The organism is Nocardioides jiangxiensis, from assembly GCF_030580915.1.
GTDB lineage: Bacteria > Actinomycetota > Actinomycetes > Propionibacteriales > Nocardioidaceae > Nocardioides > Nocardioides jiangxiensis.
The window spans coordinates 774,190-793,885 of record NZ_JAUQTA010000001.1 but is presented as its reverse complement, the minus strand read 5'-3'; the positions used below and the strand labels follow the sequence as shown (position 1 = coordinate 793,885).

Below are 19,696 nucleotides of genomic sequence, written 5' to 3'. Positions count from 1 at the left end.
TCGCTTCCGACGATCCCCGACCGCGCCGGCGCGAGCCATGTCTCCGGCCGCCAAGGTGCCGCGCGTGCCTTGGAGATCCGCACAAGGAGGCGTGACGCAGGCCTCTCCGGTGGGGCGCGTGGCGCCACTCACACAATGTAGATCGGGCGGTCTACATGGGCCTAACGTTTCTGCTACGCGGTGTTGCAGATACCTTGCGGCACCTTCCCGAGCGGCCGTGCAGGCCGCGGATCCCAAGGAGTCGACGTGGACGCCACTGTCACCACCCTCGCGTCGCGGGCGCGCACCAGCTCGCGCCCGTCAGCAGCGGACGCCACCGCCGAGTACCACGTGCTGCTCCGGCGCCTGTCCGAGGCGTCGGTGGAGAAGCACTTCCAGGCGTTCAGGGACATCCCGTGGGACGCCCCCGAGTTCGAGGTGGACCCGCACGACCCCCGCTTCGTCCTCGGTGAGGTCGACGAGATCGGCGCTCACCCCTGGTACCAGAGCCTGCCGCTCGAGCGGCAGGTCGCGATCGGTCGCTACCGCTATGCGCAGGTCGCGAAGGTCGGCCTGCAGTTCGAGCAGCTGCTGATCGCGGGCGTCATGAACCACCTCGTCTGGGCGCGCAACGGCAACCCGGAGTTCCGCTACGCCATGCACGAGGTCACCGAGGAGACCCACCACATCCAGATGTTCCAGGAGGGCGTCAACCGCTTGGGCGCCGACGCCGCCGGAGCGCCGGCGTACTTCAAGCTCCTCTTCCCGCTCCTGTCCTCGGCGGGCGCGTGGTGGCCGGCTCTCTTCTTCACCGGGATCCTGGCCGGCGAGGAGCCGATCGACCACCTGCAGAAGTCGATCATGCGCCACGGCGGCAGCCACCCGATGGTCGACCGGATCATGCAGATCCACATCGCCGAGGAGGCGCGCCACATCTCCTTCGCCCACGAGTGGCTCAAGCACGAGGTGCCCACGATGGGAGTGGTGCAGCGGACCGCGTTCGCGGTGCTCTTCCCGCTGACGATGCGCGTCCTGTGTGACGTGATCATGGTGCCGAGCCGCCGGGCACGCCGGGACATGGGCATCCCGCGCAGTGTCGCCCGGGAGATCTGGTGGGGCTCGGAGGCCTCGGGTCGCCTGTTGCGTGAGATGTTCGGCGACGTGCGGATGCTCGCCGACGAGCTGGGCATCCGCGGGCCGGTCACGAAGCGGCTGTGGCGCGTGCTGGGCATCGACGGTCGTCCGTCGCGCTTCCGTGCGGAGCCGGCGCGGCTGAGCGCCTGACTCCTTGCGCGCGTGTGCGGCCGGTCGCCCGAGCGGGCGGCCGGCCGTCGTGCCCCTGCGGTGTCAGCGGCGACGCAGGCCCAGCGCGATCAGCACGCCGAGGACGGTCAGCGCGCTCGCGGCATACCCCGTCACGCCGACTGTCGCGTGGTCGACGCCCGCCTGGATCACCTGGGCTCCGATGATCTGTCCGGCGATCATCGACAGCCCGAGGACGAGCACGCCGTGGACGCGGACCAGCAGTGCGGCGAGCCAGATGAAGGTGACGCCGATGGCGCCGCCGAGGTAGAGCCACCAGGTGTGCGGCAGCGTGTCGAGCCGGCCGTGGACGAGCAGGCTGAGCGCGAAGGCGACGACGAGTCCGGCCGAGCCGACGATGAAGTTGTTGAGGGTCGTCACCCACGGGCCGACGTATGCCGAGACGCGGCCGTTGAGCGCCTGCTGCACGGCGGAGCCGGCGCCGGCTGCGAAGGCGAGCAGGGCGAAGACGACCAGCTGCAGCGAGACCTCGTCGGCGAGGCGTGATCCGGTGGCGAGCAGCACGGCGGCGACCGCGAAGGCGGCGGCCACCCCACGCGGTGCGGAGAGGCGCTGGCGTCCCGCCGGGCCGAGGCCGAGGTGGTCGACCGCGAGAGCGCTGACCGACTGACCTGCTGTGAGCGCGAGGCTGAAGAGGGCCACGCCGATGGTGCCGACGGTGAGTCCCTGGGTGGCGATGAGGAACGCGCCCAGCAGTCCGCCGATGACCTCGATGGCGCGCAGGTCACGCGTCCGGAGTGCCGCGACGAGTCCGCGCGCGTGCGAGCGCTGCGTGGGGGAGCAGGCCGTGCCCACGGCGAGGGCGAGCAGTCCGGTGCCGAAGCTGATCACGGCCGCTGCGATGCCGGCACGCGGGCCCGTCCCGAGTGCCTCGGCCAGGCGGCCGTTGATCTGCGACTGGACCGCGACCATGGCACCCGCGACGAGCATCAGGGGCACGGCTGCGATCCGGAGGGCGCGCGAGGCGGAAGTGGTCGGGGAGGCGGCCTGTGTCGACGTCACCGATCGATCCTAGGGGCCTGTCGGGGCTGCGAATCTGAGACGCCGTCCCACATTCCGGTCACCTGATTTGCGACGGGTGGTCGCCCCCCGATTAAAGTCAAGTAATCCACTACGAATACAAGAATTCGAAGGACGCGAACCCATGGGACGACAGCTCAGCCTCAACGCCTTCCTCCACGACACCGGCCACCACGAGGCCTCGTGGCGCCACCCGGAGAGCGGCGCCGAGCGCGTCGGCGACATCACCTGGTACCAGGACATCGCCCGCCAGGCCGAGGCTGCGAAGCTCGATGCCGTCTTCCTCGCCGACGGGCCCGTCCTGTGGGGCACCGGCCACCGCCCGAGCAACCAGTTCGAGCCGATCACCCTGCTCACGGCGCTCGCCACGGTCACCGAGAGGATCGGCCTGATCGCGACCGCTTCGACGAGCTACAACGAGCCCTACAACCTGGCCCGCCTCTTCGCCAGCCTCGACCGGATCTCCGGTGGTCGCGCCGGCTGGAACATCGTCACCACGCAGGGCGACGAGGCCGCGGCCAACTTCGGCCAGGCCCAGGCCGCCGACCCGGCCACCCGCTACGAGCGGGCGCAGGAGTTCATCGACGTCATCACCAAGCTGTGGGACAGCTGGGAGGACGACGCCGAGATCGCCGACCGCGAGGCGGGCCTCTTCTTCGACCGCAGCAGGGTCCACGACGTCAACCACGTGGGCAAGCACCTCTCGGTCAGGGGCCCCTTCAACGCCCCGCGCACGCCGCAGGGTCGCCCCGTCTACGTCCAGGCCGGCTCCTCCAACGACGGCCGCAACTTCGCCGGCCGCAACGCCGAGGCGATCTTCACCGCCCACCAGACGCTCGCCGACGCCCAGGCGTTCTACGCCGACATCAAGGCCAAGGCCGTCGGCTTCGGCCGCGACCCCGAGTCGGTGAAGATCCTGCCCGGCATCAGCCCGTTCATCGGCGACACCGAGGACGAGGCGCGCGAGCTCTACGAGGAGTTCAACCGGCTCACCGTGCCGGCGTACGGCCTGCGCCAGCTGGAGAGCATCGCCGGCGTCTCGCTGGCCCACCTGGAGCTCGACGAGCCCGTCCCTGCCGACATCTTCGGTGGCGCCGGCAACGTCCTGGACAACAACCGCAGCCGCCTGCAGGTGGTCGCCAACATCGTGGAGCGCGACCGTCCGACGGTCCGCCAGCTCCTCCACCGCCTGGCCGGCGGCCGTGGTCACAACGTCGTGCACGGCACGCCGGTCCAGATCGCCGACACGATCCAGGAGTGGTTCGAGGGCGGGGCCGCGGACGGCTTCAACGTGCTGCCGCCGCTCTACCCGCAGCACCTCGAGGCCTTCACCTCCCAGGTCGTGCCGATCCTCCAGGAGCGCGGCCTCTTCCGCACCGAGTACGCCGGCTCGACCCTGCGCGAGCACTACGGCCTCGAGCGCCCCGCGAGCCAGTACGCCGCCGCGGCGGCCGCCGCTGACGCCTCCTGACCCGCTCCACCCGCTCCATCAGCTGCATCCCACCCCGAGAAGAAACACCGAGAGGAACCATCCATGAGCACCACCACGACCGCCTCCGTCCGACGCCTGCTGGCGGGCACCACCGCCGCAGCCGCGCTGCTCGGTGGGCTCACGGCCTGCGGTGCAGCTGATGCGACGACGACGGACGGCAAGACCACGGTCCGCTACCAGAGCTACCCCGGCTCCGTGGACCCGCTGCAGCTGGCCGACGCGCTCGGCAAGCTGCCCGGCATCTCGCTGAAGAAGGTCGGTGACGTCCAGGGTGGCCCCGAGTCGCTGCGGGCGCTCGCCAGCAACCAGGTCGACATCTCCTCCTCGGCGTTCTACGGCGCGATCGCCCAGACCGTCGCCACCGGCGTCCCGATCAAGGCCGTGGTCTCGACCTACGGCACCAACGCGAAGACCGGCTCGGCGATCGTGGCGAAGAAGGGCTCGGGCCTGACCAAGGACCCGCACTCCTTCATCGGCAAGAAGGTCGCGGTCAACACGCTCGGAGCCAACGCAGAGGCGGTCCTCGACACGTGGTTCGCCAAGGGCGGGCTGACCAAGGCCCAGATCAAGAAGGTCACGCTGGTCCCGCTGCCGCCGCTCAACACCGCCCAGGCACTGTCGAACGGACAGGTCGATGCGGCGTACGTCGGCGTCGGCCAGCTGAAGCCCCTCGCAGACGCCGTGCCGATCGACACGCTGGTGAAGGACAGCGACGTCGTCGGCTACTACAACGGCGGTGGCGTCGCCCTGCGCAACGACTGGATCGAGAAGCACAAGGACGCCGACAGGACGCTCGTCTCGGGCATCTCCTACGCGATCGACTACATCGAGTCGCACCAGCGTGAGGACGTCCTGAAGGTCTACGACGCGTGGCTCACCGAGCACGGGTACGCCGACCAGGTCGAGGCCGTCGACAAGAACTGGAACGGCAGCACCGGCGTCTCCAGCAAGGGCGGCGTGATCGCGGACAAGGACATCTCGATCTGGCTCGACTGGCTCGGCTCGCGCGGTGACGTCGACACGTCGACGATCAAGCCGTCCGACGTCTACACCAACGAGTTCAACCCGAACGCGTGAGGAGGCGGCGATGAGTTCCCGTATCGAGCTGCGTGACGTCGGGCAGACCTTCCTGGTCCGCGGCAACGACGACCGGCAGCTGCGCGAGTTCGTGGCCCTGGAGGGGCTCGACCTCGACATCGCTGCCGGTGAGTTCCTCACGGTCGTGGGCCCCTCGGGTTGCGGCAAGTCCACGGTGCTCGACCTGATCGCGGGGCTGGCCCGGCCCACCTCGGGCAGCCTGACGATCGACGGCACCCCGATCACCGGGCCCGGCCTCGACCGCTCCGTGGTCTTCCAGCAGTACACGCTGCTCCCGTGGCGGACCGCCCAGGCCAACGTCGAGTTCGCGCTCGAGGCCAGGGGCGGCCTGTCGAAGGCGCAGCGCCAGGAGAGGGCGCAGACCTACCTGGAGCTGGTCGGCCTCAGCGAGTTCGCCGGGCGCTACCCGCACGAGCTCTCCGGGGGCATGAAGCAGCGCGTCGCGATCGCGCGCAGCCTCTCCTACCAGCCGGAGGTCCTGCTCATGGACGAGCCGTACGGCGCCCTCGACGCCCAGACGCGGGAGCGGCTCCAGGAGGAGCTGGTCGCGATCTGGCAGCGCACCGGCACCACGGTCGTCTTCATCACCCACGACATCGACGAGGCGGTCTTCCTCGGCCAGCGCGTCGCGGTGATGAGCGGCCGGCCGGGCCGGATCAAGGCGATCGTCGACATCGACCTCGACCGTTCCGGTGCAGGGGACCGGGACGTGCGGGCGACGGCCGAGTTCGCGGCGTACCGGCACCAGGTGTGGACGCTGCTCCGCGAGGAGCACGTCCCGGCGCACCGCAAGGAGGCAGCGCATGTCGCCTAGCCTTCTCGACGAGCGCACCGAGGCGCGGCCCAACCCGCGCCAGGAGGCTGCGGTCCGGGCACGCGGTGTGTCGCCCGGTCGCAGGCGTGCCGTGACGGTCACCCGCGGTGTGGCGGGCGTGCTGACGGTGGCCCTGCTGTGGGAGGTGCTCCCGCGGGTCGGCCTGGTGGACGACTACTTCATCCCGCCCCTGCACGTCGTGCTCGGGGCGTGGGGGGACCTGGTCCGCAGCGGTGAGCTCGCGCGTCACCTCCACGCGAGCCTCGTGCGGTCCGCGACGGGCTTCCTGCTCGCGACCGTGCTCGCGATCCCGACCGGTGCGGCGATCGCGTGGTACCGCCCGGTGCGCGAGTTCTTCCAGCCGGTCCTCGAGGTCTTCCGCAACACCGCCGCGCTCGCGCTGCTCCCGGTGTTCACGCTGCTGCTCGGCATCGGCGAGGCCTCGAAGATCGCGATCATCACCTACGCCTGCTTCTTCCCGATCCTGCTCAGCACGATCGCGGGCGTGGCGACGGTCGACCCCCAGCTGTTGCGATCGGCGAAGGTGCTGGGACTTTCGCCGGTCGCAACATTCCGCAAGGTGGTCTTCCCGGCGGCCGTGCCGACGATCTTCACCGGCATCCGGATCTCGGGTGCGGCGGCGATCCTGGTGCTCATCGCGGCGGAGATCGTGGGAGCCAATGCCGGCCTCGGCTTCCTGATCAGCTACTCCAACAACAACATGCTGATCCCGAAGATGTACGCCGCGATCCTCACGACGTCCGTCCTCGGCCTCGGGGTGAACTACGGGCTGGTCGCCCTCGAACGGCGCTTCTCGCGCTGGCGTCCCTGACCCGGATGGCGTGAGTCCGTGCGATGCCCGTCCTCCGGTCCACACCGGAGGACGGGCTGGCAGGATGACCCCATGACGCGCGTGGTGATCATCGGTGGCGGTCCGGGTGGCTACGAGTCGGCGCTGGTCGCCGCACAGCTCGGCGCGGAGGTGACCGTCGTCGACAGCGACGGCATCGGCGGCTCGGCGGTGCTCACCGACTGCGTGCCCTCGAAGACCCTCATCGCGACCGCCGACGTGATGAACCAGGTCGAGGTCGCCGGTGAGCTCGGCATCTTCCTCAAGGACCACCAGGGTGACGCGGCTGCCGCCATCGGCGTGGACCTCGCCCGCGTCAACGCCCGGGTGAAGCAGCTCGCCGCCGACCAGTCCGCCGACATCGCTGCAGGTCTGGCGAAGGCCGGCATCACCGTCGTCAAGGGTCGTGGTCGTCTCGACGGTCCGTCGCGCGTGGTCGCGACCGCACCGGACGGCACCGAGACGTCGTACGACGCGGACGCGGTCCTCGTCTCGACCGGTGCCGCTCCGCGCACCCTGTCGAGCGCCCAGCCCGACGGCGAGCGGATCCTGACCTGGGAGCAGGTCTACGACCTCGACGAGGTCCCCACCAAGCTGATCGTCGTCGGCTCCGGCGTCACCGGCGCCGAGTTCGCCAGCGCCTACAACGGCATCGGGGTCGACGTCACCCTCGTCTCCAGCCGCGACCGCGTGCTCCCCGGTGAGGACGCCGACGCGGCGACCGTGCTCGAGGACGTCTTCAAGCGTCGCGGCATGGAGGTGCTCGGCAAGTCCCGCATGAAGTCCGTGACGCGCGACGGCGACGTCGTCACGGTCGAGCTGGAGGACGGCCGCACCGTCAGCGGGTCGCACTGCCTGCTGGCGCTCGGCTCGATCCCCAACACCCGCGGCCTCGGCCTGGAGGAGGCCGGCGTCGAGCTCGACGAGGGCGGGTTCATCAAGGTCGACCGCGTCTCGCGCACCACCGCGCGGGGCGTCTACGCCGCCGGCGACTGCACCGGCGTCTTCATGCTCGCGTCGGTGGCGGCGATGCAGGGCCGCATCGCGATGTGGCACGTGCTCGGTGACGCGGTGGCTCCCCTCGACCTGGGCATCGTCGCGTCGAACGTCTTCACCTCGCCGGAGATCGCCACGGTGGGGCTGACCCAGAAGTCGGTCGACGACGGCAAGGCCTTCGCCGAGGTCGTCCTGCAGCCGCTCGCGAGCAACTCGCGCGCCAAGATGCAGGGCGTCAAGGACGGCTTCGTGAAGCTGCTGATCAGCCCCGGCTCGGGCCGGGTCCTCGGGGGAGTGGTCGTCGGACCGCACGCCAGCGAGCTGATCCACCCGATCGCCGTCGCGGTGACCGAGCGGATCACGGCTGACCAGCTCGCCCACGTCTTCACGGTCTACCCGTCGATGTCCGGCTCGGTCGCCGAGGCCGCTCGCCGCCTGCACCGCGCCTGACCCACGTGGCGAATTCCATATCTGTAGTTCGCCGGTAGACCTTGAATCGGGCGATTCGCCTGCGCATTCTGGGACCTCACGCTTCCCAACAGTCCCACGAGTCACGGAGTCCCTTCATGCGCCGCGGTGCCCTCGGTCTGACCACGGCCCTCCTCTCCAGCGTCCTCGTGGGGACCGGCCTCGACGCGGCGCCGGCCTCGGCGGCGACCACGACGGCGTACACGCTGCCGTCGACCGGCACCGTCACGCTCGCCGGGCACGGCTACGGCCACGGCCACGGCATGTCGCAGTACGGCGCCCAGGGTGCGGCGCTGGCCGGCCAGACCTGGCAGCAGATCACCTCGTTCTACTACCCGGGCACCTCCCGCTCGACGCTCGCGCGCACGATCCGGGTGAAGATCTCCGCGGACACCAGCCGTGACGTCGTGGTCGGTCCGCGGTCGGGCCTCGGCGTCCTGCTGCCGACGGGCGAGGTCCGTGCCCTGCCGTCGAACGGCGCCGAGCGCTGGCGGCTGGAGGTGGCCAGCGGCAACCGGGCGTCGGTCGACTACCTCATCCAGGGGACCTGGACCCGCTGGACCACCTTCGACGGGGACGGCGCCTTCACCGCGGGCGGTCAGCCGATCCGGCTGTACTACGCCGGCACCAGCCACCGGTTCCGTGGCAACCTCGCAGCCGTGCGCCCGAGCGCGACCTCGACCGACCGCGACACGATCAACGTGCTGTCGCTCGAGGACTACCTCAAGGGCGTGGTCCCCTCGGAGATGCCGGCCTCCTGGGATCCCGACGCGGTTGCGGCGCAGGCCGTCGCGGCACGCACGTACGCGGCGTACCAGCTGCAGACGCCGCAGGGCTCGACGTACGACATCTGCGACACGACCAGCTGCCAGGTCTACGGCGGGAACGACGCGGAGTGGGCGGCCAGCAACGCCGCCATCGCGGCGACCAAGGGCGTCATCCTGACCTCGGGCGGGAAGCCGGCCTTCACCCAGTTCTCCTCCAGCTCGGGCGGCTTCACCAGCGCCGGCTCCTTCTCCTACCTTCCCGCGAAGGACGACCCGTACGACGCGTGGAAGCGCTCCGACGGCAGCTTCGGCAACCCGAACCACAGCTGGTCGGCGACGGTGGACGTCGCGGACATCGAGAAGAAGACCGGCATCGCGAACGTCGCCAAGGTGAGCGTGCTGATGAACGACGACCACCACGTCTCGAAGCTGACCTTCACCGGGACCGGCGGCAAGGTGGTGACCGTCTACGGCGACACGTTCCGCAGCTGGTTCGGCCTGCGGTCGACCTACTTCGCGATCACCGGCCGTCCGACCACGACGCCCTGAGGGGTCCCGCGGCGAGGAGGTTCCGTGGCGAGCATCGCCCGCACAGCGCGAAGGGCGCCCACCTCGAGGAGGTGGGCGCCCTTCGGCGTTCAGGCTGGTGTGGCTCAGGCTTCCTTGAGCTCGCAGATGACCTCGCCCTGCGGGACGGTCGCGCCGACCTCGGCGGCCAGGCCGGTGACGACACCGGCCTTGTGCGCCTTGAGCGGCTGCTCCATCTTCATCGCCTCGATGACCACGATGACGTCGCCCTCGGCGACCTCCTGGCCCTCCTCGACGGCGATCTTGACGATGGTGCCCTGCATCGGGGACGCAACGGCGTCACCGGAGACGTTGGCGCCGGCCTTCTTGCGGGAGGCCTTCGGCTTCTTCGCCGCAGCGGCACCGCCACCGGCGGAGAGGCCACCGAGACCGGCCGGGATGACGACCTCGAGGCGCTTGCCACCGACCTCGACGACGACCTTCTGGCGCTCCCCAGCAGCAGAGCCCTCCTCGTCGCTTCCGAACTCGCCCTTGTAGGGCTCGATCGTGTTGTTGAACTCGGTCTCGATCCACGTCGTGTAGACGTCGAAGGAGCCCTCGCCGGTCGGGTTGGACGCGCCCACCCAGGCCGGGTCGTTGACGATGACCTCGTCGAAGGTGAGGGCGGTCGGCATGCCGTCGACCTCGAACTCGGCGATGGCACGACGCGAGCGCTCGATGGCCTGCGTGCGGTCCTTGCCGGTGACGATCAGCTTGGCGACCAGGGAGTCGAAGGCGCCCGGGACGGTCTCGCCGACCTCGTAGCCACCGTCGATGCGGATGCCCGGGCCCTGCGGCGGGTTCCACTTGGTCAGCGTGCCCGGCGCCGGCATGAAGTTGTTGCCGCCGTCCTCGGCGTTGATGCGGAACTCGATCGAGTGGCCACGGACCTCGGGGTCGTCGTAGCCGAGCTCCTCGCCCGCGGCGATGCGGAACATCTCGCGGACCAGGTCGATGCCGGTGACCTCCTCGGAGACACAGTGCTCGACCTGGAGGCGGGTGTTGACCTCGAGGAAGGAGATCGTGCCGTCGTTGGCGACGAGGAACTCACACGTGCCCGCGCCGACGTAGCCGGCCTCGCGCAGGATCGCCTTCGAGGACTCGTAGAGGCGCTCGTTCTGCTCGTCGGTGAGGAACGGCGCGGGGGCCTCCTCGACCAGCTTCTGGTGGCGACGCTGCAGCGAGCAGTCGCGGGTGGAGACGACCACGACGTTGCCGTGCTTGTCCGCGAGGCACTGGGTCTCGACGTGACGCGGCTTGTCGAGGAACTTCTCCACGAGGCACTCGCCACGACCGAAGGCGGAGATCGCCTCACGGGTCGCGGACTCGAACAGCTCCGGGATCTCCTCCAGCGTGCGGGCGACCTTGAGGCCGCGACCGCCACCACCGAAGACCGCCTTGATGGCGACCGGGAGGCCGTGCTCCTTGGCGAACGCGACGATCTCGTCGGCGTCCTTGACCGGGTCCTTGAGACCCGGGGCCAGCGGGGCGCCGGCGGCCAGCGCGATCTGCTTCGCCTTGGCCTTGTCGCCGAGGCCGTCGATGGCCTCCGGCGAGGGGCCGATCCAGGTCAGCCCCGCGTCGATGACGGCCTGGGCGAAGTTGGCGTTCTCGGCGAGGAAGCCGTAGCCGGGGTGCACGGAGTCGGCGCCCGACTCCTTGGCGACGGCGATGATCTTCTCGATCACGAGGTACGAGTCGGCCGGCGTCGAACCGTTGAGGCTGTAGGCCTCGTCGGCGAGTCGGACGAACAGCGCGTCACGGTCCGGCTCGGCGTACACGGCCACGGAGCCGATGCCGGCGTCCTTGCAGGCGCGGATGACGCGGACGGCGATCTCACCACGGTTGGCGATGAGGACCTTCTGCAGGGGCTTGATCTCGGGCACGGCACACTCCTGTTTCCATGTCGGGCTCGTCGAGCGAGTCTAGGGGTACAACGCGTCCCATTGCGCCGTACACCGGTGTGTGGACCGCCACGCGGAACGATTGACGCAGTCCGCCCGCTCAACCGGTGGTGACGTCGCGGCGCCCGAAGAGCACGCCGCCGAGGGCGACGAGGCCGACGGCCACCGCGCAGAGAGCCACCAGGGGCACCACCTCGAGGTCGCCGCCGGGCAGTGCCGGCACGTGCCGGTACGGCGACAGGTCCTGCATCCACACCGGCAGCCGGAGCAGCGGGCCGAACTCACCGAGCACCACGACACCGACCAGCGCGGCCCAGCCGAGGACGGCGGCGCGCGCCGCGACGGCGTACAGGAGGAGGCCGAGGGCGGCCATCGTCCAGACCGCCGGGATGCGGACCGCCGCCGCGCCGACGAGCAACGGGAGCTGGCTGACCTCGCCGGTTGCCAGGCTGCGGGACAGTCCGGCTCCTGCTCCGACGACGAGGACGAGCAGCGCCGCCCCGGCTCCCGCGACCGCGAGGTGGCCGAGCACCCACCTCAGGCGCCCCGTCGGCGTGGCGAGGATCTCCTCCGTGCGGCCCTGCGCCTCCTCCCCGGCGAGGCGGGCGGTGATCGAGAGCGCGAACGCTGCGGCCATCAGACCGGTGAAGTCCAGCTCGGCAGCGAGGAAGGCATCGACGAGGCGCGCGGTGCCGCCGAGCTTGCGGATCATCTCGGCAGCCGCGTCGGTCTCGACGAAGCCGCTGACACTGCCTGCGATGGATCCGAGCAGGACGCCGAGCACAGCGAGCCCCACGGTCCACCCGAGGAGGGCGGTGCGGTGCAGCCGCCAGGCGAGGCCGAGGGTGCCGCGAGGACCGCCGCCGGCAGGCCCCGGCCGATCGGCCAGCAGGCCAGCGCCCAGGTCGCGGCGGCTCTCGAGGCGGACCGCTCCGGCGGCCACGACCACGGCCGCGGCGAGCGAGATCGCCAGGGGCCACCAGCGGTCGCCGGCGTACGCCCGCACCTGCTGGGACCAGCCCACGGGGGAGAGCCACGTCAGCCACGACGGCCCGCTCGCGTCGGCGACCGCCCGCACGACGTACGCCGAGACGAGCAGGCCGACCGCGATCCCGCGGCTCGCGCGGGCCGCGGTGGTCAGCTGGGCCGCCACCGCACCGACGGCGGCGAAGACGACGCCGCATCCCACCCAGGCTGCCCCGAGGGCGAAGGACCCCCCGGCGTCGAGCCCCGCAGCGGCGAGGGCCACCGCCGAGACCAGGCCGACCCCGACGACGGTGATCACGCTCGTGGCGAGGGCGGCTGCGAGCGCTGCGTGGCGACCGACCGCTCCCGCCGCTGCGAGCTCGGTGCGGCCCACCTCCTCGTCGGCGCGGGTGTGGCGCGCGACGAGGAGCAGGCCGAGCAGGCCGACGAGGGCAGCGCCCATCGCGTTCATCTTCACCAGGCCGACGGCACCCAGTGAGGTCACGTCGTAGACGGGGCCGTACATCGCGAGCAGTGCGGGGGCGGAGTTGACCGCGTGCCCGGCGCTCGCGAGGGCGAGCGGGTCGGAGTACAGCGAGTCCGTGGCTGCGGCGCTGCCACCGGCCACGGCCGCGAAGACCGCGATCCACGCGGGGATCAGGACGCGGTCACGGCGCAGAGCCATCCGCAGCAGGACCAGCCAGCCGGTCACGCCTGCTCCCCGTAGTGGCGGAGGAAGAGCTGCTCGAGGGTCGGGGGCTGGCAGACCAGGCTGGCGATGCCCGCTGTACCGAGCCGCGCCAGGAGCACGCCGAGGACCGGGGTGGCGACCAGGCAGCGCACCCGGTGGCCCTCGACCTGGAGGTCACGTACGTCGACGTCGCGCAGGTCGGGGACCGGGCCGTCCAGCACCGCGTCGACGCTGGTCTCGGTCAGGTGGCGCAGCTCGGTGAGGCTGCCGGTCTCGACCGTCCGGCCCTTGCTGATGATGCTCACCCGGTCACACAGCGCCTCGACCTCGCTGAGGATGTGGCTGCTGAGCAGCACGGTCCGGCCCCGGTCGCGCTCCTCGTTGACGCAGTCGCGGAAGAGCTCCTCCATGAGAGGGTCGAGGCCGCTGGTCGGCTCGTCCAGGATGAGCAGCTCGGCGTCGCTCGCGAACGCCGCGACGAGGGCGACCTTCTGCCGGTTGCCCTTGGAGTACGCGCGGGAGCGCTTGGTCGTGTCCAGGCCGAACCGGTCGACGAGCTTGTCGCGCCGGCCCGCGTCGACTCCGCCGCGCAGGCGACCGAGCAGGTCGATGACCTCGCCGCCGGTCAGCTGCGGCCACAGGTTCACGTCGCCGGGGACGTAGGCGAGGCGGCGGTGCAGCTCCGTGGCGTCGCGCCAGGGGTCGCCGCCGAGCAGCGTCGCGATGCCGGCGTTCGCACGCAGGAGGCCGAGCAGGACCCGGATGGTGGTCGACTTGCCCGATCCGTTGGGTCCGAGGAAGCCGTGGACCTCGCCCGTGCGCACGGTGAGGTCGAGCCCGTCGAGCGCCCGGAACGAGCCGAACGTCTTGACCAGCCCGGCGATCTCGATCGCGTTCGTCATGCCTCCACTGTGCCGCGCTTTCGTTGTGCGGTGCAGGGACTTTGGTCGGGGTCAGCCGGTCCGGTGGTCGCTCCAGTACTCGGTCCAGGCACGGCCCAGGTCCGAGAGCAGCGTGCGCACGAGCGGCAGCGAGACGCCCACGACGTTGTGGTGGCAGCCCTCGATGCCGGTCACGAACGCACCACCGAGGCCGTCCACGGTGAACGCCCCGGCGACGTGCAGCGGCTCGCCCGTCGCGACGTACGCCGCGATCTCGGCGTCGCTGATGTCGGCGAAGTGGACGGTGGTCGCCGCCGTCGCCGAGACCGTGCGTCCGGTGGCGGTGTCGTGCACCGCGTGGCCGGTCACGAGGACGCCGGAGCGGCCCCGCATGGCCTGCCAGCGGCGGGTGGCCTCCTCCGGGGTGCCGGGCTTGCCGAGGGCCTCGCCGTCGAGCTCGAGGACCGAGTCGCAGCCGAGCACGACGGCGTCCGCCGGCAGGTCCGCGCGCGCCACGACAGCGGCGCACTTGAGCTCGGCGAGCCGGAGGGCGAGCTCGGTCGGCGGCAGGCCGGCCAGCTGGTCCTCGTCGACGCCGCTCACGATGACCTGTGGGTCGAGCCCGGCCTTGCGGAGCGTGGCCAGGCGGGCGGGGGACTGGGAGGCGAGCACGAACGTCACGCGCAGACCTTAGGTCGTCCGCGTGAGGCCTACCTATGGCTAGGCCTCACGCGGACGACCCATCGAGGGAGCGCAGGTGGCGCAGCAGCGCACGGCCGCGCGGCGAGAGCCGGTATCCCGGCCGCAGGCTCTCCGTGAGGCCGAGCTCCTTCAGCCGGCGTACGTCGGCCTTGAACGGCAGCTTCTCGCGCCCGATGCTCGCGGCGATCTCCTCAGCCAGGGTCGAGGGGTGGGCCTCGATGAGCTCGAGGTGCTGGCGCGTCCAGGGGCCTCGCTTGCTGCGGTCGTCCATCCCGGCGAGGGTGGAGACCAGGTCGTCGCGCTGCTTCGGGGTCAGCCGTGCCTTCTCGCGCAGCGCGACCCGCTCGTCGGCACCGGCGAACGAGAGCCGGATCCGGTAGACGTCGCCCTCCTTCTGCGCGAGGGCTGCGCGGATCCGCTCGAGGGGCTGGCCGGCCCGCCCTGCCTCGTCCTCGGTGATCGCGTCGAGATCCACCACATCGACGGCCTCGAACCGCACGACGCCGCCCGGCGTGCGTTGGGTGCCGCCGGGCACGTGCATGCGTCGGGTCCAGCGGCGGAAGGCGAGGTCGAGCTCGCCGGACACGATGCCGTCCATGAGTGCCCGCGGGATCATCACGCCGCCAGTGTCGCGTGCCCGCCCCGGAAATCGCACAAGGCGGAAACCTTTCGCCACGAGGTGACGAGAGGTTTCCGCCTTGCGGAGTGGAGCAGGGTCAGCGGGGGAGGGCCGAGGCCTTCCAGCCGCCGAGACCATGGGGGAGCGTACGACGCACGCGTCGCGCCGGCGAGGCCCAGTTAGAGGGGCGCTTCGTCACCGGAGCCGCGCCGCCGGAGCCCATGGCCGCGAAGACCGCGGTGAGCACCGCGATCTCCTCGGGCGTGGCGTTGGGGGAGATGACGCGCAGGAGCGGCTTCTGCTCCTCCGCGACGGTCTCCACCGTCTCGTTCTCCGTCGGGGTCGACATCAGAGCGGGATGTTCCCGTGCTTCTTGGGCAGCTGCTCGACGCGCTTGCCCTTGAGCAGACGCAGCGCCTTGACGATCTCGGCGCGGGTCTCGTGGGGGCGGATGACGCCGTCGATGTAGCCACGCTCGGCCGCGATGTACGGGTTGGCCAGCGTGGTCTCGTACTCGTCGATGAGCTCGGCGCGCTTGGTCTCCACGTCGCCACCGGCGGCAGCCAGGTCGGACAGCGTGCGGCGGTGGATGATGTTGGCCGCGCCTTGCGCACCCATGACCGCGATCTGGGCGGTCGGCCACGCGAGGTTGATGTCGCCACCGAGGTGCTTGGAGCCCATGACGTCGTACGCGCCGCCGTAGGCCTTGCGGGTGATGACCGTGACCAGCGGGACCGTCGCCTCGCAGTAGGCGTAGAGCAGCTTCGCGCCACGGCGGATGATGCCGGTGTGCTCCTGGTCGGTGCCCGGCAGGAAGCCGGGGACGTCGACGAGGGTGACGACCGGGATGTTGAACGCGTCGCAGGTGCGGACGAAGCGCGCGGCCTTCTCGGAGGCGTCGATGTCGAGCGTGCCGGCGAACTGCATCGGCTGGTTGGCGACGATGCCGACCGGGGAGCCCTCGACCCGGCCGAAGCCGATGATGAGGTTCGGGGCGAAGAGCTCCTGGACCTCGAGGAACTCCTGGTCGTCGAGGATCGTCTCGATGACCTCGTGCATGTCGTACGGCTGGTTCGCGCCGTCCGGGATGATCGTGTCGAGCTTGAGGTCGAGCTCGTTGGGCTCGAGGTCGGCCGGGGCGTCGTAGACCGGGAGCTCGTCGAGGTTGTTCTGCGGGAGGTGGTCCAGCAGGCCCTTGACGTACTCGATGGCGTCCTCCTCGTCGACCGCCATGTGGTGGGCGGAGCCGGACTTGGAGTTGTGCGCACGCGCACCGCCGAGGTCCTCCATGGAGATGTCCTCGCCGGTGACGGTCTTGATGACGTCGGGACCGGTGATGAACATCGCGGAGGTCTGGTCGACCATGACCACGAAGTCGGTGAGGGCCGGCGAGTAGACGTGGCCGCCGGCGCAGTTGCCCATGATCAGGGAGATCTGCGGGATGACACCCGAGGCGCGGGTGTTGCGCTTGAAGATCTCGCCGTACAGGCCGAGGGAGACGACACCCTCCTGGATGCGGGCGCCCGCACCCTCGTTGATGCCGACGATCGGGGAGCCGGTCTTGATCGCCAGGTCCATGACCTTGACGATCTTCTCGCCGTAGACCTCGCCGAGGGAGCCGCCGAAGACGGTGAAGTCCTGCGAGAAGGCGCAGACCTGGCGGCCGTTGACCGTGCCGTAGCCGGTCACGACGCCGTCGCCGTAGGGGCGGGTCTTCTCCAGGCCGAACGCCACCGAGCGGTGACGCGCGAACTCGTCCAGCTCGACGAAGGAACCCTCGTCGAAGAGGAGCTCGAGGCGCTCGCGGGCGGTCTTGCGACCCTTCGCGTGCTGCTTCTCCTGGGCCTTGGCAGCGGGGGCGTGCACGGCCTCGTCGGTACGACGCTCGAGGTCGGCGAGCTTGCCGGCAGTGGTGTGAAGGTCGATCTCGGGAGTCGACTCGAGTGCGCTCATGGGGGTCTGGCCTCCTGTTGGTGTGCTGCGCCAATCTAGTGCCCATGACGCTTCACGACGACTCGCGACCGCCTCTTGATCCGCATCGACTTCCTCACACTGTCGAGATCGTGGAGGAAGCGGGGTCGACCAACGCCCTCGTCGCCGCGCGCGCCCGGGAGGGTGCCGACGCCGGGCTGGTCATCGTCGCCGAGCACCAGACCTCGGGCCGCGGGCGCCTCGACCGGACCTGGGAGGTGCCGCCGCGCGCGGCCCTGACCTTCTCGGTGCTGGTCCGCCCGGAGGTGGAGCCCGCCTCCTGGCCGTGGCTGCCGCTGCTCACCGGGTACGCCGTCCACGCGGCGCTCGACGACCGGGCCGACGGCATCGGGCTGAAGTGGCCCAACGACATCGTCGTGGAGACCCTCGACGGGCCGCTCAAGCTCGCCGGAATCCTCGTCGAGCGGGTCGACACCCCGACCGGCCCCGCGGCCGTCCTCGGCGTCGGCATCAACGTGCACCAGACCCCGGGGGAGCTGCCCATCGAGGCAGCCACCTCCCTCGAGCAGCTCGTCGAGGGCGTGCCCGACCGCACCGAGGTCCTCGCCACGGTGCTCTCCTCGCTGGACGCGCTGCTGCCGTTGATCGAGGACACCGACGCGCTGCGCCGGGCCTACGCCGGGGAGTGCGTGACCATCGGCAAGACCGTGCGCGTCGACGTACCCGCCGGGGAGCCGCTCACCGGCACGGCCGTCGACATCGACGCCGGGGGCCGGCTGGTCGTCGACACCGGGGCGGGCGAGGTGCCCGTCGGCGCCGGCGACGTCATCCACGTCCGGGCTGCGCAGTGAGCACCTTTCCGGCCCGGCTGCTCAACGACGACGAGCGGGTCGTCGTCACCACGCGCACGCACGGGAAGGCGCTGGTCTGGCCCGCGGCCCTCGTCGTGGTCGCGCTCGTGCTCGCCGTCTGGTCGTTCGCGTACGACGGTGCGGGCAATGACGGCCTCGGGCGGTCACTGCTCGGCTGGGCGATGCGCATCCTGGCCCTGGTCGCGCTGCTCGCAGCGGTGCCGCCCTTCGTCCGCTGGTGGACGACGACGTACACCTTCACCAACCGGCGCTTCATCAAGCGGTCCGGCCTGATCGCGAAGGAGGGGCGCACGATCCCGCTCAACCGGATCAGCGGCGTCGACTTCGAGATCGGCGTGGTCGACCGGCTCTTCGGCTGCGGCACGCTCATCGTCAGCGACGCGAGCACCGACGGGCGGGTGGAGCTCGACGACATCCCACGCGTGGAGCAGGTGCAGCTGCTCGTCTCCGAGGAGCTGCACCGGCTCAGCCAGGGCCGCGACCACCACGACGACGGCACCTGAGGCCTGCTCGCGCGTCCTCACCATCCGGTGAGCCGGACTCAACAGGTGACGAGGGCGCGGGTGCGCGCCGGCTGCGACGCTAGGGTTTGCTCCGTGTCCGACGCAGCTCCCACCCTCGCGATCATCGGAGGCGGCCAGCTCGCCCGGATGATGGCCCAGCCCGCGATCGCCCTCGGTCTCCCGCTCCGCCTCCTCGCCGAGGCGGAGGGCGTCAGTGCCGCTCAGGTGATCCCGGACCACACGGTCGGTGACTACCGCGACCTCGACACCCTGCTCGAGGTGACCGCCGGCTGCTCCGTCGTCACGTTCGACCACGAGCACGTGCCCACCGAGCACCTCCACGCCCTCGAGGCCGCGGGCCACTCGCCGCGCCCGGGGCCGTCCGCGCTGGTCTACGCGCAGGACAAGGGCGAGATGCGCCGCATCCTGGCCGAGCTCGGCGTGCCGTGCCCGCGCAACGCGATCGTCTCCTCGATCGCGGAGGTGGAGGAGTTCGGCTTCCCCTGCGTCCTCAAGACCACCCGCGGCGGGTACGACGGCAAGGGCGTGTGGGTGGTCCGCTCGGCCGACGACGCGGCCGAGGCCTTCGCGGTGGCGGAGCAGACCGGTGTGCGCATCCTGGCCGAGGAGCTCGTCGACTTCCGGCGCGAGCTGTCGGCGATCGTGGCGCGTTCGCCGAGCGGCCAGGCCGCGGCGTACCCCGTGGTGGCCACGACCCAGCGCGACGGCATCTGCCATGAGGTGGTCGCCCCCGCGCCCGATCTCGACCCCGCCCTGGCGACGCTGGCCCAGGAGGCCGCGCTCCGGGTGGCCAAGGAGCTCGAGGTCACCGGCGTGATGGCCATGGAGCTCTTCGAGACCAACGACGGCCGGATCCTCGTCAACGAGCTCGCGATGCGTCCGCACAACACCGGTCACTGGACCCAGGACGGCGCGGTCACCAGCCAGTTCGAGCAGCACCTGCGCGGGGTGATGGACCTGCCGCTCGGCTCGCCGGAGCCCCGCCAGCCGTGGACCGTCATGGTCAACATCCTCGGCGGCGATCCCGAGGCCGGCCACCTGTACGACGGCTACCCGCACGCGTTCGCGCGTGACCCGAAGCTGCGTGTCCACCTCTACGGCAAGGAGATCCGTCCGGGCCGCAAGGTGGGCCACGTCAACACCTACGGCGACGACCTCGAGGACTGCCTGGAGCGGGCGCGGCACGCCGCCGCCTGGTTCGACGGCAGCCTCGGCAACGAGAGCGAGTAAT

General features: G+C 71.0%; 18 protein-coding genes. 10 read left to right on the top strand and 8 right to left on the bottom strand.

What is annotated here, in order from left to right:
- Window positions 1-246 precede the first annotated feature (246 nt).
- On the top strand, window positions 247-1,263 hold the full coding sequence (locus tag Q5722_RS03960; protein ID WP_305026914.1) for an AurF N-oxygenase family protein: 1,017 nt from the start codon (window positions 247-249) through the stop codon (window positions 1,261-1,263).
- 63 nt (window positions 1,264-1,326) lie between these two features.
- Here Q5722_RS03960 and Q5722_RS03955 read toward each other — a convergent pair whose 3' ends face one another.
- Window positions 1,327-2,304, bottom strand: coding sequence for a DMT family transporter (locus Q5722_RS03955; protein WP_305026913.1), 978 nt, complete (start codon window positions 2,302-2,304; stop codon window positions 1,327-1,329).
- A 142-nt stretch (window positions 2,305-2,446) separates the two neighbouring features.
- Between Q5722_RS03955 and Q5722_RS03950 the strand changes: the two genes are divergently transcribed.
- From Q5722_RS03950 to Q5722_RS03925, 6 genes are all read left to right on the top strand, one after another.
- Window positions 2,447-3,793, top strand: a complete 1,347-nt coding sequence (locus tag Q5722_RS03950) for an LLM class flavin-dependent oxidoreductase (RefSeq protein WP_305026912.1) — start codon at window positions 2,447-2,449, stop codon at window positions 3,791-3,793.
- 63 nt (window positions 3,794-3,856) lie between these two features.
- Window positions 3,857-4,891, top strand: coding sequence for an ABC transporter substrate-binding protein (locus tag Q5722_RS03945; protein WP_305026911.1), 1,035 nt, complete (start codon window positions 3,857-3,859; stop codon window positions 4,889-4,891).
- Between the two features lie 10 nt (window positions 4,892-4,901).
- Window positions 4,902-5,726, top strand: a complete 825-nt coding sequence (locus tag Q5722_RS03940) for an ABC transporter ATP-binding protein (protein WP_305026910.1) — start codon at window positions 4,902-4,904, stop codon at window positions 5,724-5,726.
- On the top strand, window positions 5,716-6,558 hold the full coding sequence (locus tag Q5722_RS03935; RefSeq protein WP_305026909.1) for an ABC transporter permease: 843 nt from the start codon (window positions 5,716-5,718) through the stop codon (window positions 6,556-6,558). The genes Q5722_RS03940 and Q5722_RS03935 overlap by 11 nt, the downstream gene beginning before the upstream one ends.
- 72 nt (window positions 6,559-6,630) lie before the next feature.
- Window positions 6,631-8,022 (top strand): NAD(P)H-quinone dehydrogenase, encoded by a 1,392-nt coding sequence (locus tag Q5722_RS03930; protein WP_305026908.1) that lies wholly within the window; start codon window positions 6,631-6,633, stop codon window positions 8,020-8,022.
- Between the two features lie 116 nt (window positions 8,023-8,138).
- The gene (locus Q5722_RS03925; protein ID WP_305026907.1) at window positions 8,139-9,356 is read left to right on the top strand and encodes a SpoIID/LytB domain-containing protein; all 1,218 of its coding nucleotides are present in this window, start codon (window positions 8,139-8,141) and stop codon (window positions 9,354-9,356) included.
- A 104-nt stretch (window positions 9,357-9,460) separates the two neighbouring features.
- Here the strand turns inward: Q5722_RS03925 and Q5722_RS03920 are convergent, their stop codons facing one another.
- From Q5722_RS03920 to Q5722_RS03890, 7 genes are all read right to left on the bottom strand, one after another.
- The gene (locus tag Q5722_RS03920; protein ID WP_305026906.1) at window positions 9,461-11,260 is read right to left on the bottom strand and encodes an acetyl/propionyl/methylcrotonyl-CoA carboxylase subunit alpha; all 1,800 of its coding nucleotides are present in this window, start codon (window positions 11,258-11,260) and stop codon (window positions 9,461-9,463) included.
- 118 nt (window positions 11,261-11,378) lie between these two features.
- A complete protein-coding gene (locus Q5722_RS03915) occupies window positions 11,379-12,956 on the bottom strand; it encodes an ABC transporter permease (RefSeq protein ID WP_305026905.1) in 1,578 nt (525 codons plus the stop codon).
- Window positions 12,953-13,837 (bottom strand): ABC transporter ATP-binding protein, encoded by an 885-nt coding sequence (locus tag Q5722_RS03910; RefSeq protein WP_305026904.1) that lies wholly within the window; start codon window positions 13,835-13,837, stop codon window positions 12,953-12,955. The genes Q5722_RS03915 and Q5722_RS03910 overlap by 4 nt, the downstream gene beginning before the upstream one ends.
- A gap of 51 nt (window positions 13,838-13,888) precedes the next feature.
- Window positions 13,889-14,497: a Maf family protein gene (locus Q5722_RS03905; RefSeq protein WP_305026903.1), complete on the bottom strand. Its 609-nt coding sequence runs from the start codon at window positions 14,495-14,497 to the stop codon at window positions 13,889-13,891.
- Between the two features lie 46 nt (window positions 14,498-14,543).
- Window positions 14,544-15,134 carry a hypothetical protein gene (locus tag Q5722_RS03900; RefSeq protein ID WP_305028325.1) on the bottom strand — a complete coding sequence of 197 codons (591 nt, stop codon included), beginning with the start codon at window positions 15,132-15,134 and terminating at the stop codon, window positions 14,544-14,546.
- Between the two features lie 100 nt (window positions 15,135-15,234).
- On the bottom strand, window positions 15,235-15,486 hold the full coding sequence (locus Q5722_RS03895; RefSeq protein WP_305026902.1) for an acyl-CoA carboxylase subunit epsilon: 252 nt from the start codon (window positions 15,484-15,486) through the stop codon (window positions 15,235-15,237).
- A complete protein-coding gene (locus Q5722_RS03890; RefSeq protein ID WP_305026901.1) occupies window positions 15,486-17,090 on the bottom strand; it encodes an acyl-CoA carboxylase subunit beta in 1,605 nt (534 codons plus the stop codon). The genes Q5722_RS03895 and Q5722_RS03890 overlap by 1 nt, the downstream gene beginning before the upstream one ends.
- Before the next feature lie 110 nt (window positions 17,091-17,200).
- On the opposite strand from Q5722_RS03890, the gene Q5722_RS03885 reads away from it, so the two are divergent.
- From Q5722_RS03885 to Q5722_RS03875, 3 genes are all read left to right on the top strand, one after another.
- Window positions 17,201-17,920 (top strand): biotin--[acetyl-CoA-carboxylase] ligase, encoded by a 720-nt coding sequence (locus Q5722_RS03885; protein WP_305026900.1) that lies wholly within the window; start codon window positions 17,201-17,203, stop codon window positions 17,918-17,920.
- A complete protein-coding gene (locus Q5722_RS03880; RefSeq protein WP_305026899.1) occupies window positions 17,917-18,444 on the top strand; it encodes a PH domain-containing protein in 528 nt (175 codons plus the stop codon). Before Q5722_RS03885 ends, Q5722_RS03880 begins: the two co-directional genes overlap by 4 nt.
- Before the next feature lie 93 nt (window positions 18,445-18,537).
- Entirely contained in the window at window positions 18,538-19,695 is a 1,158-nt protein-coding gene (locus tag Q5722_RS03875) for a 5-(carboxyamino)imidazole ribonucleotide synthase (RefSeq protein ID WP_305026898.1), read from the top strand.
- Window position 19,696 lies beyond the last annotated feature (1 nt).

Bases quoted from the DNA above. Each gene is read 5' to 3' on its own strand.
- Q5722_RS03940 (WP_305026910.1), top strand. From the start codon at position 4,902: ATGAGTTCCCGTATCGAGCTGCGTGACGTCGGGCAGACCTTCCTGGTC.
- Q5722_RS03925 (WP_305026907.1), top strand. From the start codon at position 8,139: ATGCGCCGCGGTGCCCTCGGTCTGACCACGGCCCTCCTCTCCAGCGTC.
- Q5722_RS03900 (WP_305028325.1), bottom strand. From the start codon at position 15,134: ATGATCCCGCGGGCACTCATGGACGGCATCGTGTCCGGCGAGCTCGAC.
- Q5722_RS03945 (WP_305026911.1), top strand. From the start codon at position 3,857: ATGAGCACCACCACGACCGCCTCCGTCCGACGCCTGCTGGCGGGCACC.
- Q5722_RS03930 (WP_305026908.1), top strand. From the start codon at position 6,631: ATGACGCGCGTGGTGATCATCGGTGGCGGTCCGGGTGGCTACGAGTCG.
- Q5722_RS03950 (WP_305026912.1), top strand. From the start codon at position 2,447: ATGGGACGACAGCTCAGCCTCAACGCCTTCCTCCACGACACCGGCCAC.
- Q5722_RS03910 (WP_305026904.1), bottom strand. From the start codon at position 13,837: ATGACGAACGCGATCGAGATCGCCGGGCTGGTCAAGACGTTCGGCTCG.
- Q5722_RS03935 (WP_305026909.1), top strand. From the start codon at position 5,716: ATGTCGCCTAGCCTTCTCGACGAGCGCACCGAGGCGCGGCCCAACCCG.
- Q5722_RS03895 (WP_305026902.1), bottom strand. From the start codon at position 15,486: ATGTCGACCCCGACGGAGAACGAGACGGTGGAGACCGTCGCGGAGGAG.
- Q5722_RS03890 (WP_305026901.1), bottom strand. From the start codon at position 17,090: ATGAGCGCACTCGAGTCGACTCCCGAGATCGACCTTCACACCACTGCC.